We start from the raw sequence: 25,087 nt of genomic DNA on the forward strand, positions 1-25,087 counted from the left end.
AGGCGGCGCGGGAGCGCGGCGCGGCTCGGCCTGATGGCCGTGCCCGTCGCGTTCTTCGCCGTCTTCTTCGCCTACCCCGTCACCGCGATCGTCGCGCGCGGACTGAGGACCGACGGGACCTGGCAGCTCGGACGGATCGGGGACGTACTGGCGCAGTCCGGCGTCCGGCAGGTGCTGTGGTTCACCACCTGGCAGGCCCTCGTCTCCACCGCCCTCACCCTGCTGATCGCCCTGCCCGGCGCGTACGTCTTCGCCCGCTTCGACTTCCCCGGCAAGCAGGTGCTGCGGGCCGTGGTCACCGTGCCGTTCGTGCTGCCGACGGTCGTCGTCGGTACGGCGTTCATGGCGCTCGTCGGACGCGGCGGGCTCCTCGACGAACTGTGGGGACTGCGGCTGGACACCACGGTGTGGGCGATCCTGCTCGCGCACGTCTTCTTCAACTACGCCGTCGTCGTACGCACGGTGGGCGGGCTCTGGTCCCAGCTCGACCCGCGGCAGGAGGAGGCCGCGCGGATGCTCGGCGCCTCGCGGTTCGCGGCCTGGTGGTCCGTCACCCTGCCCGCGCTCGCGCCCGCCGTGGCGGCGGCCGCGCTGATGGTCTTCCTGTTCACCTTCACCTCCTTCGGCGTGGTGCAGATCCTCGGCGGTCCCACCTTCTCCACCCTCGAAGTGGAGATCTACCGGCAGACCTCGGAGATCTTCGACCTGTCCACGGCCGCCGTCCTGACGATGATCCAGTTCGTCGCCGTGGGCGCGATCCTCGCCCTGCACGCCTGGACCGTACGGCGCCGGGAGACCGCGCTGCGGCTGGTGGACGCCTCGGTGACCGCACGCCGGCCGCGCGGCGCCGGGCAGTGGGCGCTGCTGGGCGGAGTCGTCGCCACCGTCGCCGTACTGATCCTGCTGCCGCTCGCGGTGCTGGTGGAACGGTCCTTCGGCGACGCCGGGTCCACCTACTACCGGACGCTGACCGAGGACGACGGGGGAGTGTTCCTCGTCGCGCCGATCGAGGCGGTCGGCAACTCGCTGCGGTACGCCGTCGCCGCCACCGCCATCGCCGTGGTGATCGGCGGGCTCGCGGCCGTGGCGCTGACCCGGCGGGACGCGGGACGGCTGGTGCGCGGCTTCGACGCGCTGCTGATGCTGCCGCTCGGCGTGTCCGCGGTGACCGTCGGCTTCGGCTTCCTCATCGCCCTCGACGAGCCGCCGCTGGACCTCCGTGCCTCCTGGATCCTGGTCCCGCTCGCACAGGCGCTGGTCGGCGTCCCCTTCGTCGTACGGACGATGCTGCCGGTGCTGCGGGCCGTGGACGTACGGCTGCGCGAGGCGGCGGCGGTGCTCGGGGCGTCGCCGTGGCGGGCGTGGCGGGAGGTGGACCTGCCGCTGGTGCGGCGGGCGCTGCTGATCGCCGCCGGATTCGCGTTCGCGGTGTCGCTGGGCGAGTTCGGGGCGACGGTGTTCATCGCGCGGCCGGAGAGTCCGACGCTGCCCGTCGCCGTGGCGCGGCTGCTGGGGCGGCCCGGAGACCTCAACTACGGGCAGGCGATGGCCCTGTCGACGATTCTGATGATCGTGTGCGCGGTGGCGCTGCTCGTGCTGGAGCGGCTGCGGACCGACCGGACCGGGGAGTTCTAGATGCTGCTGAGCCTTCAGGCCGCGACCGTCCGCTTCGGCGGGCGGGCGGTGCTGGACGCCGTCGACCTGGGGGTCGCCGAGCACGAGATCGTGTGCGTGCTCGGCCCCAGCGGCAGCGGCAAGTCGACGCTGCTGCGGGCGGTGGCGGGGCTGCAGCCGCTCGACTCCGGGAGGGTGTCGCTCGACGGACGGGACCAGTCGGGGGTGCCGGCGCACAAGCGCGGCGTCGGGCTGATGTTCCAGGACCACCAGCTCTTCCCGCAGCGGGACGTGGGCGGCAATGTCGCCTTCGGCCTGCGCATGCACGGCGCGTCGCGGGGTGAACAGGCAGATCGTGTACGGGAGTTGTTGGACCTCGTGGGACTGCCGGACGCGGCCGGACGCGCCGTCGCCGCGCTGTCCGGCGGCGAGCAGCAGCGCGTGGCGCTCGCCCGCGCCCTCGCGCCCAGCCCCCGGCTGCTGATGCTCGACGAGCCGCTCGGGCAGCTCGACCGGTCGCTCAGGGAGCGTCTGGTCGTCGAACTGCGCGAGCTGTTCGGCCGGTTGGGCACCACGGTGCTCGCCGTGACGCACGACCAGGGCGAGGCGTTCGCGCTGGCCGACCGGGTGGTGGTGATGCGGGACGGCCGGATCGCCCAGTCCGGCACGCCGCTCGAGGTGTGGCGGCGTCCGGCCGACGCGTTCGTGGCACGCTTCCTCGGTTTCGAGAACGTCGTCGAGGCGACGGTGGGCGACGACGCCGCGGTGACCCCCTGGGGCAAGCTCCCCGTCCCCGAAGGCGCCCCGCAGGGCGTGCGGACCCTTCTCGTCCGCCCCGCCGGTGTCCGCCTGGTCCCGGCCGGTGAGGGCCTGCGCTGCACGGTGGCCGCGCGTACCTTCCGCGGCACGCACGTCGCCGTCCACCTCCAGCCCGAGGACGCCCCCCGCCTGGAGGCGGCCTGCGCGCTCAGGGACGCGCCGGAGGCCGGGGACGAGGTCGGCGTGGAGTTCGACGCGGCGGAAATTGTCGTGCTGGGATGAGCACGGCTGCCTAGGGTGAGCGGCATGACACCACTCACGCATGACCGCTACTGCGAGGAAATCGCGCATCAGGTGGGGCAGTTGCGGGCGGTCGTGACGTCCGGCGCCGATCTGTCCGGCACCGTGCCCACCACGCCCGACTGGTCCCTGGAACAGCTCGTACGGCACCTCGGCGGGGCCCTGCGCTGGGTGGACGTCATGGTGCGGACCGGGGCCGAGGACGAGGTCCCCGAGGACCGGGTGCCGGGGTTCGGCGGGCCCGGGGCGTGGGGCGATCCCGGTGCGCTGGACGCCTGGCTGGCGGAGTCCGGCGAACTGGTCGTCGGCGCGCTGCGCGAGGCCGGTCCGGACGCGAAGGTGTGGAGCTGGGCCGGGATCCACCACGCCGGGTTCTGGGCCCGTCGTATGACGCACGAGGTGACCGTCCACCGCGCGGACGCCACCCTGGCCGCCGGGCTGCCCTACGAGGTCGCGCCCGAGGTCGCCGCGGACGCGGTCGACGAGTGGCTGGAGATCGTGGAGTGGGCGCAGCGGACGCTGCCGGACGACACGGTGCACGACCTGCGTGGGCCCCGGCGCACCATCCATCTGCACGCCACCGAGACCCGGCCGGAGGTCCACTCGGAGTGGGTGATCGAGCTCGGTGCGGAGGGTGTCTCCTGGCGGCGCGGCCACGAGAAGGCCACGGTCGCCCTGCGCGGCCCGCTCACCTCCGTGCTCCTCGCCTTCTACCGCCGGCTGCCGCTGGACGCCCCCGGGCTCGACGTGCTCGGCGACCGGAAGCTGCTGGAGTTCTGGCTGGAGCGGGCGACGTTCGGCTGAGCGGCCGGCGACGGAAGCGGCCCGCCCCCAGGGAAGGGGACGGGCCGCCACGGTGTGCGTGAGGCGTCAGCGCTGGCTGTTCGCCCCGCGGCGGCGCATGCCGAAGAAGACCGCGCCACCGCCGACCACGACCAGGGCGGCCGCGACGCCGGCGATCAGACCGGTGTTGGAGTCGGCACCGGTCTCGGCGAGGTTCGACTCACCGGCCGGGGAGGGCGCGTTGCTCGAGGTGTCCGCCGGAGCGGTGCTCTCGCTCTCCGGCGCCGACGGGGTCGGCGTGCCGGTCTCCTCGGCCGGGGTGGAGGCGGACTCCGACGGGGTCGGGGTGGGCTCCTCCTCGGCCGGAGGCTGCTCCTCCTCCGTCTTGCAGGCCGTCGCCGGAGTGACCAGGTTCGGCTTGATGTCCTCGTCGACGTAGGGCTTCGCGTCGACGTGGATGCGGTACTCGGCGTTCGGCTTCCAGTCCTCCTCGAAGGTGATGGTGGTGCCCTCACGGGAGCCCTTGACCACCTGCTCGCCGATCTGCTTGTCCTGCAGGAACACGGTGATGGTGGCGGGGACGCCGGCCGGGTCCACGTCGGTGACGGTGATGACGCCCTTGTCACCGACGCACTTGGCGTCGGCCGAGAACTCGTTGATGTTGCAGGCCGCCGCGTTGCCGGCGACGCCGATCGCGAGGGCGGCGGACGCGGAGACGACACCGAGGGTGCGCACGGAGCGCGCGACGGTGCGGCGGGATACGGACAGAACTGACACGTTTGTCCTTTACGGGAATATGCAACTGCGGGGGGTTGACGGAATGCTGATGGATCATCAGCATTCCCATGCGGCTCCCAGGTTTATAAGCGCCGCATAAGTAGTGTCAACGCATATGCCTACAGCGCACCCGGACTTTGCCTTCTTATTAACCGCCCAGACGTTTCAAGGCCTCCGGGGCCTCCTCGATCCGGTCGACCAGGGCGATCCGGGCCTCCATGGAACGCTCCCGCGCGAGCGACCGCAGCAGCGGCCAGGCCGGCAGCCGCTCCGTCCAGTGGGCCCGGTTCACCAGCACCATGGGCGTGGGCTCGCCGCGCGACCCGTAGTAGTTCGGCGTCGCGTTGTCGAAGATCTCCTGCACGGTGCCGGCGGCGCCCGGCAGGAAGACCACGCCCGCGTTGCAGCGGGCCAGCAGCCCGTCCTCGCGGGTGGCGTTGGCGAAGTACTTCGCGATGTGCGAGGCGAAGGCGTTCGGCGGCTCGTGGCCGTAGAACCAGGTGGGGATGCCGATCGAGTGGTTGCCCTTCGGCCAGCGGGCGCGCACCTCGAAGGCGGCGCGCGCCCAGTCGGTGATCGACGGCGTGAACGAGGGCGCGGACGCGAGGAGTCCGCAGGCCTCGTCCAGCACGGCGTCGTCGTACGGGGCCGCGTAGGCGCCGAGGTTCGCCGCCTCCATCGCGCCCGGACCGCCGCCCGTCGCCACCGTGAAACCGGCGTGGGTCAGCGCCCGTCCGAGACGGGCCGCGCCCCGGAACTCCTCGGTGCCGCGGGCCATCGCGTGACCGCCCATCACGCCCACGACCCGCGCCCCGCGCAGGAGTTCGTCCAGGGCGTCGGACATGGAGTCGTCGTGGACCGCGCGGAGCATGGAGGCGAAGATGTCGCCGTCCGCCTTGGTCCGCTGGAACCAGGCGTAGGCCAGTGCGTCCGGGGTCGCCTCGTAGCCCTTGTCGAGCGAGGCGAACAGGTCACCAGGCGTGTAGAGATGTCCCCGGTAGGGGTCGAAGGGCAGGCCCGGGACGGGCGGGAGGACCAGGGCGCCGTCGGCGCGGAGCTTCTCCGTCGCGTCCGGACGCATCCGGCAGCCGAGGAAGACGGCCCCGGCGGTGTCGGTGGTGAGCAACTCCCTTGTCCGGTCGGTCAGATCGACGGACTGGACACGGAATCCGGAGAGCGTGCCGCGGGACGAGACGATCGCGTCGAACTCCTCGAGCGTCTCTATCTCGCGGTCCCCGTGATGGACGGCATGGGCGGGACTCGTCTGCACCCGCCCATGCTAGGCCCGCGTGCGCGTCAGCCCTGCACCGCGGTCGGGTCCATCCAGATGACCTCCCAGGTGTGGCCGTCGAGGTCGTCGAAGGCGCGGCCGTACATGAAGCCGTAGTCCTGGGTCTCGCCGGTGACCGAGCCGCCCGCCGCGACGGCCTTCTCCACCAGCTCGTCGACCTTCTCGCGGCTCTCCGCGCTCAGCCCCAGCAGCACCTCGCTGCTCTTCGTGGCGTCCACGATCTCCTTCTTGGTGAACCCCGCGTACTTCTGCTTGGTCAGCAGCATCGCGACGATCGTGTCGCTGATCACGACCGACGCGGCGGTCTCGTCGCTGAACTGCGGGTTGATCGAGTAGCCGAGCTCCGTGAAGAACTTCTTCGAGGCGTCGAGGTCGTCGACGGCCAGGTTCACGAAGATCATCTGCTGGTACATGGCGGGCCTTTCCCGTTCGGTTCCGTGGTGTTCATGGGGTTAGACCGGGGGCCCGCGCGGAACTCATCGGCCCGCGGAGATTTTTCCGAACCGTTTTTCTGACGGGACGTCAGCGGGCCAGCGGCCACGCCGACAGCTCGGCCACGACCAGGGTCAGCGGCCCGAACAGGGCGAGCAGCGCGCCCGCGCGGAGCACGGCGGCCCGGCGCAGCGTCCCCGTGGCCGCCCCGAGGCGCCGCAGCGCGGCGGTGGTCTCGGCGCGGGCCTGCTTGGCCTCGACGGCGGCCGTCAGCAGCGTCGCCGTCGTGCAGCCCGCCACCAGCAGCACCCCGAGCACGGCGAGCGGGCCGTCGAAGGCGTCCTCGCGGTCGTGCAGCGAGGCCATGACGTACGCGGCCGACAGCACCGCGCAGACCACGCCCAGCGGGCGTCCGATGCGCGTGGCCTCGGTCATGAGGACCCGCCCGGCCAGCAGGCGCAGCGCGCCGGGCCGTGCCGTCTGGAGCAGCCTGCCGCACAGATGGGCGAGGCCGGGACCGGCCAGGGCCAGACCGACGGCGGTCAGGACCAGACCGAGCAGCGCGGAGGGCCGGTCACCCGGCGCGCCCCCGCCGCCCGTACGGCTCGCGAAGGCCTCGGCGGCCAGACCCACCGCCAGCACCGTGACCCCCCACGGCAGCCCGGACGGCGGCGTGAGCGGCACGGCGGGCCGGGCGTCGGCGGGGGTGCCGGCGGAGCTGCCGGGACCGTCCGCGGGGCTGTCCCGACCGTCCGCGGCGCCGTCCGGCTCCGGCTCCGGTGCCGCCTCGGCCGTACGCCGGCCCCGCGCCGCCGCCCCCAGCTGCTTGCCGAACCGGCCGTACGCCCCGAACGACTCGCGCGCCGCCGTACGCCGGTACGCGCCGAACCGTCTGTACGCCCGCCCCGTGCGGTCCGCCCCCGCCGCCGGCTCACGCGGCCGCAGCGCCACCGCCGCGGCCGCCGACGCGCTCAGCGGTACGAGCGACAGCAGCGTCAGGGCGGCGGGCAGCGGAAGCGGCCGGCCGACGGCGAGGAAGTCCGTCGCGGCGCCGACGAAGGGCGTGCCGGTGAGGTCGCCGCGCAGGTGGAGGAAGACCAGCAGGGCCAGCGCCGAGCCCAGCAGGCAGGACAGCGCCGTGGTGGCCGCGGAGACCGCCATCAGCCGGACGGGACCGAGACCGATCGCCGACAGGCCGGGCCGGGGCCGGGTGCCCGGATCGGTGCGGGCGACCGCGACCGCGAAGTGCACCGTGGCCGCCGCCGGGACCGCGCACCAGGCCAGCCGGAGCACCGAGGCGGACGGGTCGGGGTGGCTCAGCGCGTGGCCGAGGGTGCTGAGCAGCAGGAAGCCCGTGCCCGCGGACGCGGCCGCGACCAGGAGGCGGCGCAGCTGGACGGCGGGGCGGGCGCCTCGGGTCAGACGGAGAGCGAGCACGCCGCCCGGCCTTCCGTCTCGGCCGCCCCGGATACCGGCGGCAGGTGGACGGTGCGCACGCGCCGCCCGTCGAGCAGCGACACCGTGCGGTCGGCGAGGGCCGCGATCTGGGCGTCGTGGGTCGCGAGGACCACGGTGATGCCGTGCGAGCGGGCCGCCGTGGTGAGCGTGCGCAGCGCGTGGACGCGGTCGACGCGGTGCAGCGGGGCGGTCGGCTCGTCGGCGAACAGCACCGAGGGTGCCGGGGCGAGGGCGCGGGCGACGCACACCCGCTGCCGCTCGGCCTGCGTCAGCTCCCCGGGGTGCTTGCGGGCCCTGTCACCGATGTCGAGGCGCTCCAGCCACTCCAGGGCCGCCGTCCGGGCGCGGCGCCGGCCGGTGCCGCGCAGCATCAGCGGCAGGGCGGCGTTCTCCCAGACGTTCAGCTCGGGCACCAGCACCGGGTCCGGGTCGATCCAGCCGAAGTGGTCCCGGCGCAGCCGCTCGCGGGCGGCGGGGCGCATGGTGTGCACGGGCACGCTGTTGAACCAGACCTCGCCGCTGCGTGCGGGCAGCAGTCCGGACAGGCAGCGCAGCAGTGTCGTCTTGCCGCTGCCGCGCGGGCCGCCGACGGCGAGGATCTCGCCCTCCCGGACGCCGAGCGAGACCCCGCTCAGTCCGGGTGAGCCGTCGTCGTACCGGTGGTGCAGGGCTCGCGCCCAGAGCACGTCGTTGTCCGGTGGGGCCACCATGGCGTACACCTCGGTTCGGATCGGAAATGCCGTGCGCTCTTCGGGTAAGTCCCCCGTCCGGGGGAACGAAGGCAGGGCCGATCGGTCACTGGCACGCTAGGCAGGCCACGGCGGGAGGCCGGACAGCACGCGGCCCCGGACGCCCGTTTCTCACTCGAACGGGCGGCACCGGGGCTGGTGTTGATCATCCAGAAGGAAGATCGGAACCTCCAACGGCCTACAGCCTGGTCCACGCCTCCGAGAGGGTCGCGCGCAGGATCTGCTCGATCTCGTCGAAGGTCCCCTGGTCGGAGATCAGCGGCGGGGCGAGCTGGACGACCGGGTCGCCGCGGTCGTCGGCCCGGCAGTACAGGCCGTTCTCGAAGAGCTTCTTCGACAGGAAGCCGTACAGCACGCGCTCGGTCTCGTCCGCGTCGAAGGACTCCTTGGTGTTCTTGTCCTTGACCAGCTCGATGCCGTAGAAGAAGCCGTTGCCGCGGACGTCGCCGACGATCGGCAGGTCGTGCAGCTTCTCCAGGGTGGCGCGGAAGGCGCCCTCGTTGTCGAGCACGTGCTGGTTGAGGCCCTCGCGCTCGAACAGGTCGAGGTTGGCGAGGCCCACGGCCGCCGAGACCGGGTGGCCGCCGAAGGTGTAGCCGTGCAGGAAGGTGTTGTCGCCCCGGTAGAAGGGCTCGGCGAGGCGGTCGGAGACGATGCACGCGCCGATCGGGGAGTAGCCCGAGGTCATGCCCTTGGCGCAGGTGATCATGTCCGGCACGTAGCCGAACTTGTCGCAGGCGAACGTCGTGCCCAGCCGGCCGAAGGCGCAGATGACCTCGTCGGAGACGAGCAGCACGTCGTACCGGTCGCAGATCTCGCGCACCCGCTGGAAGTAGCCGGGCGGGGGCGGGAAGCAGCCGCCGGCGTTCTGCACGGGCTCCAGGAAGACGGCCGCGACCGTGTCGGGGCCCTCGAAGAGGATCTGCTGCTCGATCTGGTCGGCGGCCCAGCGGCCGAACGCCTCCGGGTCGTCACCGTGGATCGGCGCCCGGTAGATGTTGGTGTTGGGCACCTTGTGCGCGCCCGGCACGAGCGGCTCGAACGGGGCCTTCAGGGCCGGCAGTCCGGTGATGGACAGGGCGCCCTGCGGGGTGCCGTGGTAGGCGACCGCGCGGGATATGACCTTGTACTTGGTCGGCTTGCCGACGAGCTTGAAGTACTGCTTGGCGAGCTTCCAGGCGGTCTCCACCGCCTCGCCGCCGCCGGTGGTGAAGAAGACCTTGTTGAGGTCGCCCGGCGCCTCGTGCGCGAGCCGTTCCGCCAGCTCCACGGCCTTGGGGTGGGCGTAGGACCACACCGGGAAGAAGGCCAGCTCCTGCGCCTGCTTGGAGGCGGTCTCCGCGAGTTCCTGGCGGCCGTGGCCCGCCTGCACCACGAACAGGCCGGCGAGGCCGTCGAGGTAGCGCTTGCCCTTGTCGTCGTAGATGTGGGTGCCCTCGCCCCGGACGATGGTGGGGACGGGGGAGTTCTCGTACGAGGACATGCGGGTGAAGTGCATCCACAGGTGGTCGTACGCGGACTTGCTGAGGTCCTCGGTGCGGTCGGTGCTCACGGTTATCGGGTTCCCCACATGTAGGTCTGCTTCTTGAGCTTGAGGTAGACGAAACTCTCGGTGGAGCGCACTCCGGGCACGGCCCGGATGCGTCGGTTGATGACCTCCAGCAGGTGGTCGTCGTCCTCGCAGACGATCTCGACCATCAGGTCGAAGGAGCCCGCGGTCATCACCACGTACTCGCACTCGTCCATGGCGGTCAGCGCGTCGGCCACGGACTCCACGTCGCCCTCGACGTTGACCCCGACCATCGCCTGGCGGCGGAAGCCCACGGTGAGCGGGTCCGTGACGGCGACGATCTGCATCACGCCCTGGTCGAGGAGCTTCTGGACGCGCTGGCGCACGGCCGCCTCCGACAGGCCCACGGCCTTGCCGATGGCGGCGTACGGCCGGCGGCCGTCCTCCTGGAGCTGCTCGATGATGGCGAGGGAGACGGCGTCCAACTGGGGACCGCCGCCGTTCTTGGACTCGCGGGAGTCCCTCGGGTCTGCGCTTCGACTGGCCACGGGGCCACTGTGCACGACGTATCGACAGTTTCGCAAGGCTCGATCGATGAAATTCGTTGTCTGCGGTGTCCGAGCTTGCGGATTTCGCAGGAGTAGGGCGGGTGGGGGTGTTGAAAACGTCAGCCATCGGTTTAGGGTGGGTGTCTCAGAGGTTGGACACTCGACATTTCTCGATACTCCAGACACCTCGGACACCCACGAGGAACACCAGGAGGGCCTGCAGTGAGCACCGAGCTGCGTCGTCTGCGCAACTACATCGGCGGTGAGTTCCGGGACGCCGCCGACGGCCGGACCACCGAGGTGGTCAACCCCGCGACGGGCGAGGCGTACGCGACCGCTCCGCTGTCCGGGCAGGCGGATGTGGACGCCGCGATGGCGGCCGCCGCCGAGGCGTTCCCCGGCTGGCGCGACACCACCCCGGCCGAGCGCCAGAAGGCCCTGCTGAAGATCGCGGACGCCTTCGAGGAGCGTGCCGAGGAACTCATCGCGGCCGAGGTGGAGAACACGGGCAAGCCCGTCGGGCTGACCCGCACCGAGGAGATCCCGCCGATGGTGGACCAGATCCGCTTCTTCGCGGGCGCGGCGCGGATGCTCGAGGGCCGGTCGGCCGGTGAGTACATGGAGGGCCTGACCTCCATCGTGCGCCGCGAGCCGGTCGGCGTCTGCGCGCAGGTCGCGCCCTGGAACTACCCGATGATGATGGCCGTGTGGAAGTTCGCCCCGGCGATCGCCGCGGGCAACACGGTCGTCCTGAAGCCCTCGGACACCACCCCGGCCTCCACGGTCCTGATCGCCGAGATCCTCGGCTCGATCCTGCCCAAGGGCGTCTTCAACGTCATCTGCGGCGACCGCGACACCGGCCGCCTGATGGTCGAGCACCCCACCCCGGCGATGGCGTCCATCACCGGCTCGGTGCGGGCCGGCATGTCGGTCGCCGAGTCCGCCTCCAAGGACCTCAAGCGGGTCCACCTGGAGCTGGGCGGCAAGGCCCCGGTCGTCGTCTTCGAGGACACCGACATCGCCAAGGCCGTCGAGGGCATCTCGGCGGCGGGCTTCTTCAACGCCGGCCAGGACTGCACGGCCGCCACGCGCGTGCTCGTGCACGAGTCGATCCACGACGAGTTCGTCTCCGCGCTCGCCAAGGCCGCCGCCGACACCAGGACCGGCATGCCCGACGACGAGGACGTCCTCTTCGGTCCGCTCAACAACCCCAACCAGCTCAAGCAGGTCGAGGGCTTCATCGAGCGGCTGCCGGCGCACGCGCGCGTGGTCGCCGGCGGCAAGCGCGTCGGCGACAAGGGCTTCTTCTACGCCCCGACCGTCGTCTCCGGCCTGAACCAGGACGACGAGATCATCCAGAAGGAGGTCTTCGGCCCGGTCATCACCGTCCAGCGCTTCACCGACGAGGACCAGGCCGTCGAGTACGCCAACGGCGTCGAGTACGCGCTGGCCTCCTCGGTGTGGACCAAGGACCACTCCCGCGCGATGCGCATGTCCAAGAGGCTGGACTTCGGCTGCGTGTGGATCAACACGCACATCCCGCTGGTCGCGGAGATGCCGCACGGCGGCTTCAAGAAGTCGGGCTACGGCAAGGACCTCTCGGCGTACGGCTTCGACGACTACACGCGGATCAAGCACGTGATGACGTCCCTCGACGGCTAGTCCCTCGACGGACAGGCGCCGAAGCGTCGGCCCCGGACGGTGCTGCACCGTCCGGGGCCGACGTGTCTCCAAGGGCGGACCCCATTTTTGAACACGTTCAACTCTCGGCGTACGCTGCTGCCATGAGCGACAGAGCCGCCCTGCTCAAGGGCATTCGCGCCTGGCTGGTCTTCTTCGTCGTCTGCCTGGTGCTCAGCGGCGCCACGGCCTTCCCGCTGGTGCACGAACTGCGCTGGACCGAGGACCTGCTCCGGTCCCTGTCCGCGCCGGAGCACCTCCCCGCCCTCATGGACTGGATCGAGCGCGTACGCCAGGGGCTCGACACCGCCGACGCCGAGTACCCCTTCCTCCTCTACGGCACCGACTGGCTCGCCTTCGCGCACCTCGTGATCGCCGTCGCCTTCTACGGCCCCTACCGCGACCCCGTCCGCAACATCTGGGTCGTCGAGTTCGGCATGATCGCCTGTGCCGGCATCATCCCGCTCGCGCTGATCTGCGGCCCGGTCCGCGGCATCCCCTTCTGGTGGAGCGTCATCGACATGGCGTTCGGCGTGTTCGGCGTGATCCCGCTGTACGTCGTACGCCGGAAGATCAAGCGGCTGGAGGCGCTCACGCCGAACGCGGTCCCGGCGCTCGCTACGTGAGGGCGGCCATCCGGATGCGGTCGGCGACCGGGTTCGACGTCGTGTCCTTCGCGTCGGTGTCGGAGAGCGAGTACACGAGGGTGCGGCTCAGGTCCTCGGTCGCGGCGATCATCGTGCTGTAACCGGGGCGGGCACCGCTCTTGAGCCAGTAGACCGTGCCCTCGTGCTCCCAGCGGGTCAGGCCCGCGCTGTAGGCGGCGCCCTCGATGGTCGCCGGGACCGTGAACATCTCCCGCAACTGCGGTTCGGGCACGATCCGTCCGCTGAAGAGGGCCGTGACGAGCCGTTCCAGGTCGGCGGTGGTCGAGATCATGTCCCCGGCCGCCCAGCGGTCGGCCACGTTCCACTCGGTGACGTCGACGAGCCGGGTCGTCCCGTCCGGCTGGGAAACCGCCTGGTAGCCGTGGTTGTGCGGTCCGCGGATGCGGGGGTCGGTGCCGGGGAAGTACGTGTGCCACATCTTGGCGGGGCGCAGCACGAGCCGGGTGGCCTCGGAGGCGTACGACCGTCCGGTCACCTTCTCGATCAGCATGCCGAGGATCGTGTAGTTGATGTTGAGGTACTGCTGCTGCTCACCGGCGTCGAACGCCGGTCCCTTGGCGACCGCCGACTTCACGACCTGCCGCGGGGTGAGCGTGTCGTAGCGATGCGCGTACTGCTCCTCGAAGGTGTTCCCCCAACTGACGCCCGGCTGGATGCCGCTGGTGTGGTTCAGCAGGTTCCGTACGGTGACGGGCGTGGTGAACTCGGGGCCGAGCAGGCCGGGGAGATAACGCTCGATCGACGCGTCGAGGTCGACCTCGCCCTGGGCCGCCAGCCGGAGGACGGCGGCGGCCGTCACCACCTTGGTCGTCGAACCGGCCCTGAACCGGGCGTCCGGGTCGGCAGCCCGGTCGCTCACCAGGTCCCGCACCCCCGAACTGCCCTGCCAGGAACCCCCGGTGCCGCCCAGCCGGACGAGCGCGGCGGTCGCGTCTCCGTCGGGCAGTCCTTCGATCGCCTCGCACAACGCCTGGTGGGACGGTGCGGTACCGCACACGGGCGCCGACGGGGCGGGTGAGGCGAACGCGGGCGCGGCGAGCGGGCCCGCGCCCAGGGCGAGGACGAGGGAGGCGGCGAGAAGGGTGGTGCGACGGCGGGGGTGCATCGGCTGCTCCTCGGGGGAGTTCGGCGGAAGGACGTGATCATCCTCCGGCCGCGCGGGGCACCTCCGGATCGTCGTCGGGGAGGGTACCCGCCCTGGTGCGCCCCCGACCAACTCCCCTGGACGGACAGGGAAGTTGTCAGGGGTTGCCCCTAAGGTGTCCGCCGCCCCGGCCGGCCCCCGGTGTCCCGCAGCGCGCACAGGACGTCGATGCGGTTGGTGGTGATCGAGTCGACGCCCAGGGCCAGCAGGCGGCGCATGGAGCGACGGGTGTCCGGGGTCCAGACGGAGAGCAGGTAACCCGCGTGGTGGACACGGTCCGCCAGGGCGCGGTCGACCAGGCTGAAGCGGTAGTTCAGCCAGCGCGGCCGGATCGCCTCCAGCAGACCGGCGCGGGCCGGTGCCAGGGTCGTGCGCGTGAGCGCGATCTCGGCGGACGGGTCCGCCGCCCGTACGGCGAGCATGGCGGGGGCGCCGGCGCAGTAGTAGACGCGGTCCTGGGCGCCCCGCTCGCGCACGGCGTCCACGACCCGGCGCACCGCGCGGACGTCCGGCGTGCCGGGCAGGTCGATCATCACTCGGCCGCCGTCCGTCGCCGCCAGCGCGTCGGAGAGCGTGGGCACCCCGTCGTCCGTGACCCCGCGCACCTCCTCCCACGACAGCGACAGCAGCGGACGGTCGTGCTCCCAGAGCCGCTTCAGCGTGTCGTCGTGCAGCAGCACCGGGACGCCGTCCCGGGTGAGGCGTACGTCGATCTCGACCGCGTCCGCGCCCCGGTGGAGCGCGGACCGCAGCGAGGCGAGGGTGTTCTCGCGGACACGGTAGGGGTCGCCGCGGTGGGCCACGGCGGTCACGTTCTGCATGGCGGCCCTTCGCGGGTGGTCAGGAGGCGAGCCAGGACGAGGTGTAGGCGTCGATCTCGGCGGCCAGCCGCGCCTTGCCGGCCGGGTCCATGAACGACGCCTCGACCGCGTTCTTCGCCAGCCCTGCCAGACCCCGCTCGTCGAGCTCCAGCAGCCGCGCGGCGACCGCGTACTCGTTGTTGAGGTCGGTGCCGAACATCGGCGGGTCGTCGGAGTTGACGGTGACCAGGACGCCGGCCCGCGTGAACTCCTTGATGGGGTGCTCGTCGAGGTCGGTCACCGCGCGGGTGGCGATGTTGGAGGTGGGGCACACCTCCAGCGGGATGCGCCGCTCGGCCAGGTGCCGGAGCAGCTCGGGGTCGCGGGCCGAGCTGGTGCCGTGCCCGATGCGCTCGGCGCCCAGTTCGTTGAGCGCGTCCCACACCGTCTCCGGCCCCGTTGTCTCGCCGGCGTGCGGCACGGAGTGCAGCCCGGCGGCGATCGCGCGGTCGAAGTACGGCTTGAACTGCGGGCGCGGCACGCCGATCTCGGGTCCGCCGAGACCGAAGGAGACCAGGCCCTCCGGACGCAGCCGGTCGTCGGTGGCGAGCCGCGTGGTCTCCTCGGCGGACTCAAGACCGGCCTCGCCGGGGATGTCGAAGCACCAGCGCAGCACGGTCCCGAGCTCGGTCTCGGCCGCCTTGCGGGCGTCCTCGATCGCGTCCATGAAGGCACGTTCGTCGATGCCGCGCCGGGTGGAGGAGAACGGGGTGATGGTCAGCTCGGCGTACCGCACCTGCTGCCGGGCCAGTTCGCGCGCCACCTCGTAGGTCAGCAGCCGTACGTCCTCGGGGGTGCGGATGAGGTCGACGACGGACAGGTACACCTCGACGAAGTGGGCGAAGTCCGTGAAGGTGAAGTAGTCGGCCAGGGCCTCGGGGTCGGTGGGGACCTTGGAGTCGGGGTGGCGGGCGGCCAGCTCCGAGACGATGCGGGGGGAGGCGGACCCGACGTGGTGCACGTGCAGTTCGGCCTTGGGCAGCCCGGCGATGAAGGCGTGCAGGTCGCGTGGGACGCGCGGTTCGACGAGACGGTCGGTCAAGGTTCCTCCCCGGAACGGCGCCCCGGGCCGCACGGGCGGCGGGACGCGGATGATCGGCTGATCGGTGACTCGGGATCATCGTAGGCGGTCGCCGGAGGGGGTGCGGGGCGGCGCGGGGCGGCGGAGCCGTAGCATGGCCGGACGATCGAGGGCCAGGGGGGAACTCCAGATGACGGACGCGACGCAGCCGGGCGGGGACACGGGCGCAGACGATCCCTGGGCGGCCCCGGAGAACAGGATCTCATCGGGCGAGGACCGCACGTCCGGCGCCGGCCGGCCGCCACAGGCACCGGGCACGCCGACCGTCGCCGACGGACTGTCCGCGCCGCAGCCGCCCTCCGTGCACGACCAGCCCACCGTCGCCGGGATGCCGGGCGCGGGCTTCGTCCCGCCCGCCGGGGGCATGCCCCCGGGCGGCACCACGCCGTTCGCCCCCCAGGGCTCCGAGCTGCCTCCGCCGCCCGTCGCGCCCACCGGCCCCGGCGCACCCGGCGGCTACGGATACCCCGGCTACCCGTCGGGGTACGGCTGGCCCGGCATGCCGATGCAGCGGCAGAACGGCATGGGCGTCGCGGCCATGGTGCTCGGCATCCTGGCCTGCTGCCTGTTCTGCCTGTACGGCGTGGTCTCCGTCGTCCTCGGCATCCTCGCCATCGTCTTCGGCATCAAGGGCCGGCAGAAGGCCGAGCAGGGCCTGGCGGACAACCACGGGCAGGCCCAGGCCGGCCTGATCACGGGCATCATCGGCCTCGTCCTCGGCATCGCCGTGATCGTCCTGATAGCGATCGGCGTCGTGGCCGCCATCAACAGCGAGGAGGACGGCTGGGAGGACGAGGACTATTACGGCGCCCACCGTCCGGCCGCCACCGCCCCCGCCTTCCGCTGACCGCGCCGGTCGTCACGGACCGACGGCCCGGGCCCCCGCACAGCGGGCCCGGGCCGTCGGCCTTCTCCAGGTGGCTCAGAGCGCGAGGCCCGTCAGGACCATCACGCGCTCGTAGGTGTAGTCGTCCATCGCGAACCGCACGCCCTCGCGGCCCACACCGGACTGCTTGGCGCCGCCGTACGGCATCTGGTCGGCGCGGTAGGACGGCACGTCGCCGATGACCACACCGCCGACCTCCAGCGCCCGGTGGGCCCGGAAGGCGGTCTGCAGGTCGTGCGTGAACACGCCCGCCTGGAGGCCGTACTTGGAGTCGTTGACGGCGGCGAAGGCCGCGGCCTCGCCGTCCACCTTCTGCACGGTCAGCACCGGTCCGAAGACCTCCTCGCGGGAGATCGTCACGTCGGCCGGTACGTCGGTGAGCACGGTCGGCGCGTAGGAGGCGCCGTCGCGCTTGCCACCGGTGAGGAGCTTCGCGCCCGCGGCGGTGGCCTCGTCGACCCAGGACTCCACGCGCTGCGCCGCGGCCTCGCTGACCAGCGGGCCGACGTCCGTCGCGTCGTCGTTCGGGTCACCGGTGACCTGTGCCTCGACGGCGGCGACGATGCGCGGCAGCAGACGGTCGTACACGGAGGCGTCGGCGATCACGCGCTGCACGGAGATGCAGGACTGGCCGCCCTGGTAGTTGGAGAAGGTCGCGATGCGCTGCGCGGCCCGGTCCAGGTCCTCGTCGCTCGCGAAGTCGGCGAGGACGACGGCGGCGCCGTTGCCGCCCAGCTCCAGGGTGCAGTGCTTGCGCGGCACCGAATCCATGATCGCGTAACCGACCGTCTCCGAGCCGGTGAAGGAGATCACCGGCAGCCGCTCGTCCTGGACCAGGGCGGGCATGCGGTCGTTGGGGACCGGGAGGATGCTCCAGGAACCGGCGGGCAGCCCGGTCTCCGCGAGCAGCTCACCGAGGATCAGACCGGAGAGGGGCGTGGCGGGCGCGGGCTTGAGGATGATGGGCGCGCCCGCGGCGATCGCGGGGGCGATCTTGTGGGCGCACAGGTTCAGCGGGAAGTTGAACGGCGCGATGCCGAGGACGACGCCCTTGGGGAAGCGGCGGGTGAAGGCGAGCCGGCCCTGGCCGCCGGCGTCGGTGTCCAGGCGCTGGGCCTCGCCGCCGTTGAAGCGGCGGGCCTCCTCGGCGGCGAAACGGAACACGGAGACCGCGCGGCCGACCTCACCGCGGGCCCACTTGACCGGCTTGCCGTTCTCGGCGGAGATCAGGCGGGCGATCTCCTCGGTGCGCTCGGCGAGGCGGCGGCTGACGTGGTCGAGGGCGGCGGCGCGGACGTGGGCCGGGGTGGCGGCGAAGTCCTCGCGGACGGCGTGGGCGGCGGAGACGGCCTCTTCGACCTGGGCGTCGGTCGGGACGCTCACCGTGCCGACGGTGTGGCCGTCCCAGGGGGAGGTGACGTCGAAGGTGGTCTCGCCGGTGGCCTGGCGGCCGGCGAGCCAGAAGGCGGTGGTGGAAGTCATGTGCGGGTTCCGGCCCTTCCGCGTTGGGGGGTGATCCATGGGTGTGGGAACCACGGTAGGGGCGGGGTCGTCGCGGGGGGTTTGGCCGAGTCGTAGTGGTGGGGGCGTGGGGGTTCTACGGTTTGGCGGGGTGGGGGTGCGAGCTTTCGGGTTTTCGCCCCCGCCGCCCCTTCCCGTCCCTGGGGGCTGCGCCCCCAGACCCCCATCGGCCCTGCGGGCCTCGTCCTCGAACGCCGGACGGGCTGCAGGGTGCTACTCCGACGTCGTCGCTTTCAGGGCCAGCCACAACTCCATGCGGGTGTCCGGGTCGTCGAGGGAGCGGCCGAGGATCTCCTCCACCCGGCGCATGCGGTAGCGGAGGGTGTGGCGGTGGACGCCGAGGTCGGCCGCCGCCGCGTCCCACTGGCCGTGGCGGGAGAGCCAGGCGCGCAGGGAGGCGACGAGGTCGCCGCGGCCCGTCGCGTCGTGTTCGCGCAGGGCGCGCAGCAGCCCGTCGGCGAACGCCCTGACCGCGTCGTCGGCGAGCAGCGGCAGCACCGACCCGGCGGCCATGTGCTCGTGCTCCACCAGCACCCGCCCCCGCCGCCGCGCCACCGAGAGCGCCTGTTCGGCCTGCTTGTAGGCGGCGGACGCGGCGATCGGTCCGGCCGGTGCGGACAGTCCGACGACCAGTTCGTCGTCGTCGGACTTGCGGGCCGCCTCCCGCGCGGCGGCGTGGTCGCGGCAGGCGGCCACGACGGCGCCGCCGTCGCAGGCCAGTACGACCAGCCGGTTCCCCTCCGGCACGACCAGGACCACCTCCCCGGAGCGGGCGGCGGCGGACTCCGCGACCTCGGCGAGGGCGCCGAGGGCGTCACCGTTCGCCTCGCCCCCGGCGGCCACGATGATCCGGAAGGGCGCGTCGAGCAGGCCGCCGTACAGGTCCCCGGCCACCGCGCGGGCGTGGTCCGGCTCCCCGGCGAGCAGCATGCGCAGGACGGCGGCGCCGATGCGCTGCTCGGCGGCGTGCAGGGAGCGGGAGCGTTCCGTGGTCAGGGTGAGCAGGGCGACCGCGGAGTGGACGGCGTACCGCTCGGCGGTGCCGAGGGCGGCGGCCGTGCCGACGGCGAGCGCCGCGCGGGGGCGCCGGCCGGTGCCCAGGGAGTGCAGTTCGACCCGGTCCTCGTTCTCCGGGCCGGCCACGACCGAGGAGGCGGGCGCGGGCCGCTCCCGCAGCCGGGTCACGTCCGGGACGAGCCGCGCGGCGCGACGCACCGCCCACTCCGGTGCCGCGGCCACGACGGCGCCCGAGGCGTCGTACAGCGCGGCCCACCCGTCGACCTGGGCGGCGAGCGCGGCCAGCAGTCCCGCCGGCCCCTCGGCCAGCGCCTGGCGGGTCAGTTCCCGCTGGGCCGCGAATCCCGCCGTCACCGCGCGGTACTGGTCGGCGGCGATGGCGGCGGACACGGCCTTGCTGATCGCGAGGAAAGGAGTGCGGCGGGGCACCTCGAGCAGCGGCAGGCCCTCCGCGCGCGCCGCGTCGACCAGGGCGTCCGGGACGTCCTCGTAGTGGACCCCGACGGCGAAGCCGAGCCCGACGACACCCGCACCCACCAGCCGCTTCACATAGCGGCGCATCGCTTCCCGGTCCTCCGCGTCGAGCTTGAGCGCGGTGATCAGCAACAGCTCCCCGCCCTCCATGTACGGCACGGGGTCGGCGAGCTCACTGGCGTGCGCCCAGCGGACCGGCACGTCGAGGCGGTCCTCGCCCGCGCGCACCGTCAGTTTGAGCGCGGAGTGGTGGACGAGCGAGGCGAGTGTCGGGGGCATGGGTGCCTTGAGCCTTCGGGTCTGCGTCGGGTGTGTGAGAACGCGGTGATCTTTTGGCCGTCGTGTATGAACGGCTCCTGTCGATTCTGCCTCACTGTACGGTCCCCGGCTGCCCGGCCGGTGACATCACCCGCGCAGGTCCACCAGCAGCGGCGGCGCGTGCTCGCCCTCGACGGTCGTCAGCGACAGCACCGCGTGCCCGGGCGGCACCGCGTGCGCCAGTTGCGACGCCGACCACCGCTCCCGCTCGACCTGGCGCACGGTGACCGCTTCCGTCGTCACGTCCTCACCCGTCAGCCGCTTGCGCACCGCGTGGAGGAACCGCGTCATCGGCTGGTCGGCGAAGACGGTGTGCTTGGCGACCTCCGTGGTCTCCACCCACTCGGTGCCCCAGGTCTGTGCGAACCGGTTGCCGTCCCAGGTGGTGACACCGCAGAAGGCCATACGGCAGCCCACCGCCCCGTAGAGCGGGCCGTGCAGCGACTCGGGGACGTCCCCGACGGTGCGCAGGGCGAGCAGCACGCCCGCGTTCTGCGAACGCAGCCGCTGGATGCGCCGGACCGACTCCGCGGTGACCGTGCCGGTCGCGTCGTCCAGGACCAGAGCGGCGAAGTGCGCGCGCCGGCCGACCCGGACGGCGGCGTGGAACTGCGCGAGCACCAGCCGTGTGATCAGCCGGCCGGCCTCCTCGTGGCCGTGTTCGGGCAGGTCGATCCGCACCCGCAGGGGGTGGTGGGCGATCGCGCGCAGGGAGAAGAGCCGGCCCGGGCCACCCCTGCCGAAGAAGCCCGCGAACACCGGCCGGTCCAGCAGCGCCAGCCGGTCGGCCAGGGGCCGGCCCGCGTCGCCCGGCGTACCCGTCTGCCGGACGCGCGCGTCGAGCTCGCGGCACATGATGTCGTTCCCGCTCTCGGCGAGCGCCTGCCGCAACGGGGTCAGCGCCCTCCCCTCGCCCTCCAGCAGCTCGCGCAGCTCCGGCAGGGCGGGGAAGCGCCCGTGCACCGTCCGGAAGGGGCCGAGCAGCTGTGCCAGGGCGGTGGCGGCGCCCTGCGCGCCGCCCGTGTCGAGGTCGCCCACCAGCGCCTCGGCGAGCATCGCGGCCGCCTCGTCCGGATCGTCGGACTCGGCGTACGGGTCGAGGTCGTGCACCGAGGACGCGTCACCGATCCGCACGATCACGTCGAAGAGGTCGTCTCCGCCGAGCGGGCTCCCGGCGGCGGAGACGGCCACGACGGCACAGCTCCCGGTGAGCGCCTGCACGGCGAGCGCCTCGGTCACCGGCTCGACGAGGGTGCGGGTCTTGCCGGACCCGGAGGGGCCGACGGCGAGCAGCGAGGTGCCGAGCACGTCGGGGCCGAGGGCCGCTCCCGCGCCGTGGTACGGCTGCGGGGCGTGCTCGTGCTCCACCCAGCGTCCGATGCGCACCTGACCGGCGAGCAGGTCGTGGTGGGCGGTCCGGCGCGGCACGTCCCGGGCGCCGGAGGGATGCGTCCACGCCGCGCCGCCCCGGCTCAGGACGGTGTCGCGGAAGGCGCCCAGAGCGGCGGTGCGCCGGGCGGCGGCGAAGGCGTGCTCGATGCGGGCGCAGTCGACGTCGTTCATCCGGCCGCCGGCGACCTCGGCGGTGAGCAGGTCCGCGGCCTCGTGCTGGCCGGCGTCGCGGAGGGCGGGCCACTGGGAGCGGGGCCGGTCGGGTACGTCGGGGGCGACGGTGGCCGGCCGGCGGGGGGCGAGCAGTTTCTTCGCGTACGGCCACCAGTCGCCGAGGCGGGCGAACGGCCACAGCACGAGCAGCGTGACGACCGTGTACAGCGTGTACGTGTAGAGGGTGGAGGCCATCAGGTCGTAGCTGTCCGTGATCAGCACGGTGAGGGACAGCAGCGGATAGACGACCGGCGCCTCCGCCCAGCCGAGCCCCGGGAAGGCGTCGGGGAAGACGAAACCGAGGACGAGGACGGCCAGACCGGCGGCGATCAGGGCCTGTCCCGGCTGGGACACACGGCTCACGTAGTGGCGGACGATGGCCCGCCAGCTGCCGAGCGCACCCACCGCGAGCACGAGCGCGGCGAAGAAGACGGCGTCGGCGACATGCAGGAAGAGCATCCCCGGGAGCGGCTCCACACGTCCCTCGACCGGCTTGGGAGTCACCACCGAACCGGCCCACCACCAGTCGTTCGGTGTGAAGAGCCGCAGGACGGCGCCCTTGAACGGGAAGTAACCGCGCTGCCAGAGCGACCATGCCCCGATCGCCAGGGCGACCGGGATCAGCATGCCGGCGACCGTCATCGGAGCGATTCGTTCCGGGATCTGCTTCGGGCGGTAGCCGTACCGCCAGATCCCCGGCCGGGCGGCCGGCCGCTCCGCGTCGAGCCATGCGGCGACGGTGGACGCGGACCGGGGAGCCTGTTCAGGTACGGGCGGTACACCCGGGGCCCGGCTCGGGCGCGGTGGCGTCTTCGGTACGTCCGGCGGGCCCGCCGGGCGCGGTACGGGGTCGGCATGCGTGCCCCGTGCGTCCTGGGTACCGTCGCTGTCCATCGCCCTTGCCCCCTGAGCAGCCGCTCCATCCGCCATCAGCGAGTCAATCTAACGCCCTGGCAGGCCGAGTTCACTGCTTACGCGGCCGGTCCGGCACGGCTGCGGGCAGTCGTGCCGCAGGGGCGGCACGGGTGGGCGCGGCGGCACCCCGCGAACGCGGGTGGGCAAACCCGCCCCCGCTATGTCCATCACGGACAACGACAGACCCCGGACAACGCCCACATGGAGCATGCCCAGCCCTCTTCGGCGGCCCTAGCCTGCGAGAAAAGAACGCAAGCGTCCGAAACACCCCCCAGGAGCCCCGCATGACCGCACTTCCGCAGGAGCGCCGCGTCGTCACCGCCATCCCCGGCCCGAAGTCGCAGGAGCTGCAGGCCCGCCGCACCGCCGCGGTCGCGCAGGGCGTGGGCTCCGTGCTGCCCGTGTTCACCACCCGCGCGGGCGGCGGCATCATCGAGGACGTCGACGGCAACCGGCTGATCGACTTCGGCTCCGGCATCGCCGTGACCTCCGTCGGCGCCTCCGCCGAGGCCGTCGTCCGCCGCGCCTCCGCCCAGCTCGCCGACTTCACCCACACCTGCTTCATGGTCACGCCGTACGAGGGCTACGTGGCCGTCGCCGAGGCGCTCGCCGAGCTGACCCCGGGCGACCACGCCAAGAAGTCCGCGCTGTTCAACAGCGGCGCCGAGGCCGTCGAGAACGCCGTCAAGATCGCGCGTGCGTACACCGGGCGGCAGGCGGTCGTCGTCTTCGACCACGGCTACCACGGCCGCACCAACCTCACCATGGCGCTGACCGCGAAGAACATGCCGTACAAGCACGGCTTCGGTCCGTTCGCGCCCGAGGTGTACCGCGTCCCGGTCGCCTACGGCTACCGCTGGCCGACCGGCCCGGAGAACGCCGGCCCGGAGGCCGCCGCGCAGGCCATCGACCAGATCTCCAAGCAGGTCGGCGCCGAGAACGTGGCCGCGATCATCATCGAGCCGGTGCTCGGCGAGGGCGGCTTCATCGAGCCGGCCAAGGGCTTCCTGCCCGCGATCAGCGAGTTCGCCAAGGACAACGGCATCGTCTTCGTCGCCGACGAGATCCAGTCCGGCTTCTGCCGCACCGGCCAGTGGTTCGCCTGCGAGGACGAGGGCATCGTCCCGGACCTGATCACCACCGCGAAGGGCATCGCCGGCGGTCTGCCGCTGGCCGCCGTCACCGGCCGCGCGGAGATCATGGACGCCGCCCACTCGGGCGGCCTGGGCGGCACCTACGGCGGCAACCCGGTCGCCTGCGCGGGCGCGCTCGGCGCGATCGAGACGATGAAGGAGCTCGACCTCAACGCCAGGGCGAAGAACATCGAGGCCGTCATGAAGGCCCGGCTCACCGCCATGGCCGAGAAGTACGACGTCATCGGCGACGTCCGCGGCCGGGGCGCGATGATCGCCATCGAGTTGGTGAAGGACCGCGCCACCAAGGAGCCGAACCCGGAGGCGACCGCCGCGCTGGCCAAGGCCTGCCACCAGGAGGGCCTCCTGGTCCTGACCTGTGGCACCTACGGCAACGTGCTGCGCTTCCTGCCCCCGCTGGTCATCGGCGAGGACCTGCTGGGCGAGGGCCTGGACATCATCGAGCAGGCGTTCGCGCGCATCTGAGCCGGCATCGGGGCAGGTGAGCCGCCTGCCCCGAGCTGCTGGACCGACGAGCGCAGAGCGTGTGAAGAACGTGTGCGGGGTGGATGACAGGAGCCCGTCGGCCCTGTCGCGGGGCCACCCCCTGCCGTAGGTTTCTCCGCGGATGAGAGATACACCCCGTCCACGGGGAACCGTGGACGGTCCAGGCCGGGGCCTCCCCAGCTTCGACCTGGTCGTGCCTCGCGCACACGAACCGGGGCCCCAGGGGCCCCGGGTCTCCTCACGATCGGACGGTCGCCCGCCCCACACCCCCCGGGGCGCGCGACGTTCCGGTCCGGACGGCCGTCCGGGCACCTCACACGGCACGCCGTTCCCGAAGGGCCAGTGCATCTCCCCCCTTGCACCGGCCCTTCGGCGTGTGCCGGGCCTCCGTCTGCGAAGCTGTGCGGCATGCTGCTGTTCGGACCGCCGGTTCTCCTCTTCGCCCTGATCACCTGGCAGGTCGTCGCCGACGGTCCGCTGGTGGGCCTCGACGAGCGGCTGAGCCGGGAGCTGGTCCATCCGGACCGGGCCTCCGAACTCCTCGCCGACCTCGGCAACGTCCAGGTCGCCGTGCCGGCCCTGGTGATCGCGCTGGCGTACGTCGCCCTGCGCGGGCGTGCCACAGGTGTGGACCGCTGGTGGCTGCCGCCCGCGGCCGGGGTCGCGGCGATGGCACTGGTGCCGGCGCTGGTCGCGCCCCTGAAGGAATGGACCGACCGACCGGGAACCCCGGCCGTGCCCCCGGCGGTCGGCTACTACCCCTCCGGCCACACGGCCACCGCCGTCGTGGCGTACGGCGCGGCGACGCTGCTCCTCCTCCCGCTGCTGCGTTCCCCGGTGGCGCGCCGCGCGCTCGTCGCGGTCTGCGCCGTCCTGGTCGCCGGGGCCTCGTTCGGGCTGGTGCGCCGGGGCTACCACTGGCCGCTGGACGTGGCGGCCAGCTGGTGCCTCGGCGCGGTGCTGCTGATCGGCCTGTGGCTGCTGGCAGGCCGGGGCGGCCGTCGGAGGTCCGCCGGGGCTCCCGGCTCCCGGACCGGTACCGGCTGACCGGCCCGGC

At 72.7% G+C, this 25,087-nt stretch carries 21 protein-coding genes; 8 read left to right on the forward strand and 13 right to left on the reverse strand.

The features are described from left to right. Nucleotides 1-33: 33 nt before the first annotated feature. From AB0A94_RS05230 to AB0A94_RS05240, 3 genes are read left to right on the forward strand one after another with little or no spacing between them, the layout of a single operon-like run. A complete protein-coding gene (locus AB0A94_RS05230; protein WP_361739056.1) occupies nt 34-1,635 on the forward strand; it encodes an iron ABC transporter permease in 1,602 nt (533 codons plus the stop codon). After that, nucleotides 1,636-2,655, forward strand: coding sequence for an ABC transporter ATP-binding protein (locus tag AB0A94_RS05235; RefSeq protein WP_361739058.1), 1,020 nt, complete (start codon nt 1,636-1,638; stop codon nt 2,653-2,655). Nucleotides 2,656-2,679: 24 nt separating this feature from the next. After that, complete coding sequence (locus tag AB0A94_RS05240) at nt 2,680-3,477, forward strand: maleylpyruvate isomerase family mycothiol-dependent enzyme (RefSeq protein ID WP_361739061.1); 798 nt, start codon at nt 2,680-2,682, stop codon at nt 3,475-3,477. A gap of 66 nt (nt 3,478-3,543) precedes the next feature. Here the strand turns inward: AB0A94_RS05240 and AB0A94_RS05245 are convergent, their stop codons facing one another. The 7 genes from AB0A94_RS05245 to AB0A94_RS05275 all read right to left on the reverse strand — a co-directional run bounded on the left by AB0A94_RS05245 (nt 3,544) and on the right by AB0A94_RS05275 (nt 10,236). Further along, a complete protein-coding gene (locus tag AB0A94_RS05245; RefSeq protein WP_361739064.1) occupies nt 3,544-4,233 on the reverse strand; it encodes an LAETG motif-containing sortase-dependent surface protein in 690 nt (229 codons plus the stop codon). 148 nt (nt 4,234-4,381) lie between these two features. Beyond that, nucleotides 4,382-5,503 carry an LOG family protein gene (locus AB0A94_RS05250; protein ID WP_361739067.1) on the reverse strand — a complete coding sequence of 374 codons (1,122 nt, stop codon included), beginning with the start codon at nt 5,501-5,503 and terminating at the stop codon, nt 4,382-4,384. Between the two features lie 26 nt (nt 5,504-5,529). Next, nucleotides 5,530-5,937 (reverse strand): VOC family protein, encoded by a 408-nt coding sequence (locus AB0A94_RS05255; RefSeq protein ID WP_361739070.1) that lies wholly within the window; start codon nt 5,935-5,937, stop codon nt 5,530-5,532. 109 nt (nt 5,938-6,046) lie between these two features. Further along, nucleotides 6,047-7,393, reverse strand: coding sequence for a hypothetical protein (locus AB0A94_RS05260; protein WP_361739073.1), 1,347 nt, complete (start codon nt 7,391-7,393; stop codon nt 6,047-6,049). Continuing rightward, nucleotides 7,375-8,124, reverse strand: coding sequence for an ATP-binding cassette domain-containing protein (locus AB0A94_RS05265; RefSeq protein ID WP_361739076.1), 750 nt, complete (start codon nt 8,122-8,124; stop codon nt 7,375-7,377). The genes AB0A94_RS05260 and AB0A94_RS05265 overlap by 19 nt, the downstream gene beginning before the upstream one ends. Before the next feature lie 217 nt (nt 8,125-8,341). Then, complete coding sequence (locus AB0A94_RS05270) at nt 8,342-9,715, reverse strand: aspartate aminotransferase family protein (protein ID WP_361739079.1); 1,374 nt, start codon at nt 9,713-9,715, stop codon at nt 8,342-8,344. A 2-nt stretch (nt 9,716-9,717) separates the two neighbouring features. After that, entirely contained in the window at nt 9,718-10,236 is a 519-nt protein-coding gene (locus AB0A94_RS05275; protein ID WP_361739082.1) for an Lrp/AsnC family transcriptional regulator, read from the reverse strand. Between the two features lie 207 nt (nt 10,237-10,443). Here AB0A94_RS05275 and AB0A94_RS05280 point away from each other — a divergent pair, with 207 nt between their 5' ends. Next, nucleotides 10,444-11,883: a gamma-aminobutyraldehyde dehydrogenase gene (locus AB0A94_RS05280; RefSeq protein WP_361739084.1), complete on the forward strand. Its 1,440-nt coding sequence runs from the start codon at nt 10,444-10,446 to the stop codon at nt 11,881-11,883. Nucleotides 11,884-12,005: 122 nt separating this feature from the next. Continuing rightward, complete coding sequence (locus AB0A94_RS05285; protein WP_361739087.1) at nt 12,006-12,527, forward strand: hypothetical protein; 522 nt, start codon at nt 12,006-12,008, stop codon at nt 12,525-12,527. Here AB0A94_RS05285 and AB0A94_RS05290 read toward each other — a convergent pair. The 3 genes from AB0A94_RS05290 to AB0A94_RS05300 form a co-directional block, all read right to left on the reverse strand. Then, the gene (locus AB0A94_RS05290; RefSeq protein WP_361739089.1) at nt 12,520-13,674 is read right to left on the reverse strand and encodes a serine hydrolase domain-containing protein; all 1,155 of its coding nucleotides are present in this window, start codon (nt 13,672-13,674) and stop codon (nt 12,520-12,522) included. The two genes, AB0A94_RS05285 and AB0A94_RS05290, sit on opposite strands and share 8 nt — an antisense overlap. Before the next feature lie 149 nt (nt 13,675-13,823). Then, nucleotides 13,824-14,534, reverse strand: a complete 711-nt coding sequence (locus AB0A94_RS05295; protein ID WP_361739092.1) for a glycerophosphodiester phosphodiesterase — start codon at nt 14,532-14,534, stop codon at nt 13,824-13,826. 19 nt (nt 14,535-14,553) lie between these two features. Then, entirely contained in the window at nt 14,554-15,669 is a 1,116-nt protein-coding gene (locus tag AB0A94_RS05300; RefSeq protein ID WP_361739200.1) for an adenosine deaminase, read from the reverse strand. A gap of 115 nt (nt 15,670-15,784) precedes the next feature. Here AB0A94_RS05300 and AB0A94_RS05305 point away from each other — a divergent pair, with 115 nt between their 5' ends. Further along, nucleotides 15,785-16,501, forward strand: coding sequence for a DUF4190 domain-containing protein (locus tag AB0A94_RS05305; protein WP_361739095.1), 717 nt, complete (start codon nt 15,785-15,787; stop codon nt 16,499-16,501). A 75-nt stretch (nt 16,502-16,576) separates the two neighbouring features. Here the strand turns inward: AB0A94_RS05305 and AB0A94_RS05310 are convergent, their stop codons facing one another. The 3 genes from AB0A94_RS05310 to AB0A94_RS05320 all read right to left on the reverse strand — a co-directional run bounded on the left by AB0A94_RS05310 (nt 16,577) and on the right by AB0A94_RS05320 (nt 22,369). Continuing rightward, nucleotides 16,577-18,022 carry an aldehyde dehydrogenase family protein gene (locus tag AB0A94_RS05310; protein ID WP_361739098.1) on the reverse strand — a complete coding sequence of 482 codons (1,446 nt, stop codon included), beginning with the start codon at nt 18,020-18,022 and terminating at the stop codon, nt 16,577-16,579. Between the two features lie 252 nt (nt 18,023-18,274). Continuing rightward, nucleotides 18,275-19,831 (reverse strand): PucR family transcriptional regulator ligand-binding domain-containing protein, encoded by a 1,557-nt coding sequence (locus tag AB0A94_RS05315; RefSeq protein WP_361739101.1) that lies wholly within the window; start codon nt 19,829-19,831, stop codon nt 18,275-18,277. Nucleotides 19,832-19,957: 126 nt separating this feature from the next. Then, a complete protein-coding gene (locus AB0A94_RS05320; RefSeq protein ID WP_361739104.1) occupies nt 19,958-22,369 on the reverse strand; it encodes an ATP/GTP-binding protein in 2,412 nt (803 codons plus the stop codon). 305 nt (nt 22,370-22,674) lie between these two features. Between AB0A94_RS05320 and gabT the strand changes: the two genes are divergently transcribed. Together gabT and AB0A94_RS05330 are read left to right on the forward strand one after the other, a co-directional pair. Next, nucleotides 22,675-24,009, forward strand: coding sequence for a 4-aminobutyrate--2-oxoglutarate transaminase (gene gabT, locus AB0A94_RS05325; RefSeq protein WP_361739107.1), 1,335 nt, complete (start codon nt 22,675-22,677; stop codon nt 24,007-24,009). Nucleotides 24,010-24,438: 429 nt separating this feature from the next. Beyond that, nucleotides 24,439-25,077 carry a phosphatase PAP2 family protein gene (locus tag AB0A94_RS05330; protein ID WP_361739110.1) on the forward strand — a complete coding sequence of 213 codons (639 nt, stop codon included), beginning with the start codon at nt 24,439-24,441 and terminating at the stop codon, nt 25,075-25,077. Nucleotides 25,078-25,087 lie beyond the last annotated feature (10 nt).

It is taken from the genome of Streptomyces sp. NPDC044984, assembly GCF_040646935.1.
Classification (GTDB): domain Bacteria; phylum Actinomycetota; class Actinomycetes; order Streptomycetales; family Streptomycetaceae; genus Streptomyces.

Excerpts from the sequence above, each read along its gene's own strand:
- AB0A94_RS05255 (WP_361739070.1), bottom strand. The coding sequence starts at position 5,937 with ATGTACCAGCAGATGATCTTCGTGAACCTGGCCGTCGACGACCTCGAC.
- AB0A94_RS05330 (WP_361739110.1), top strand. The coding sequence starts at position 24,439 with ATGCTGCTGTTCGGACCGCCGGTTCTCCTCTTCGCCCTGATCACCTGG.
- gabT (WP_361739107.1), top strand. The coding sequence starts at position 22,675 with ATGACCGCACTTCCGCAGGAGCGCCGCGTCGTCACCGCCATCCCCGGC.
- AB0A94_RS05235 (WP_361739058.1), top strand. The coding sequence starts at position 1,636 with ATGCTGCTGAGCCTTCAGGCCGCGACCGTCCGCTTCGGCGGGCGGGCG.
- AB0A94_RS05315 (WP_361739101.1), bottom strand. The coding sequence starts at position 19,831 with ATGCCCCCGACACTCGCCTCGCTCGTCCACCACTCCGCGCTCAAACTG.
- AB0A94_RS05265 (WP_361739076.1), bottom strand. The coding sequence starts at position 8,124 with ATGGTGGCCCCACCGGACAACGACGTGCTCTGGGCGCGAGCCCTGCAC.
- AB0A94_RS05240 (WP_361739061.1), top strand. The coding sequence starts at position 2,680 with ATGACACCACTCACGCATGACCGCTACTGCGAGGAAATCGCGCATCAG.
- AB0A94_RS05310 (WP_361739098.1), bottom strand. The coding sequence starts at position 18,022 with ATGACTTCCACCACCGCCTTCTGGCTCGCCGGCCGCCAGGCCACCGGC.
- AB0A94_RS05305 (WP_361739095.1), top strand. The coding sequence starts at position 15,785 with ATGACGGACGCGACGCAGCCGGGCGGGGACACGGGCGCAGACGATCCC.
- AB0A94_RS05320 (WP_361739104.1), bottom strand. The coding sequence starts at position 22,369 with ATGGACAGCGACGGTACCCAGGACGCACGGGGCACGCATGCCGACCCC.
- AB0A94_RS05290 (WP_361739089.1), bottom strand. The coding sequence starts at position 13,674 with ATGCACCCCCGCCGTCGCACCACCCTTCTCGCCGCCTCCCTCGTCCTC.
- AB0A94_RS05295 (WP_361739092.1), bottom strand. The coding sequence starts at position 14,534 with ATGCAGAACGTGACCGCCGTGGCCCACCGCGGCGACCCCTACCGTGTC.
- AB0A94_RS05230 (WP_361739056.1), top strand. The coding sequence starts at position 34 with ATGGCCGTGCCCGTCGCGTTCTTCGCCGTCTTCTTCGCCTACCCCGTC.
- AB0A94_RS05285 (WP_361739087.1), top strand. The coding sequence starts at position 12,006 with ATGAGCGACAGAGCCGCCCTGCTCAAGGGCATTCGCGCCTGGCTGGTC.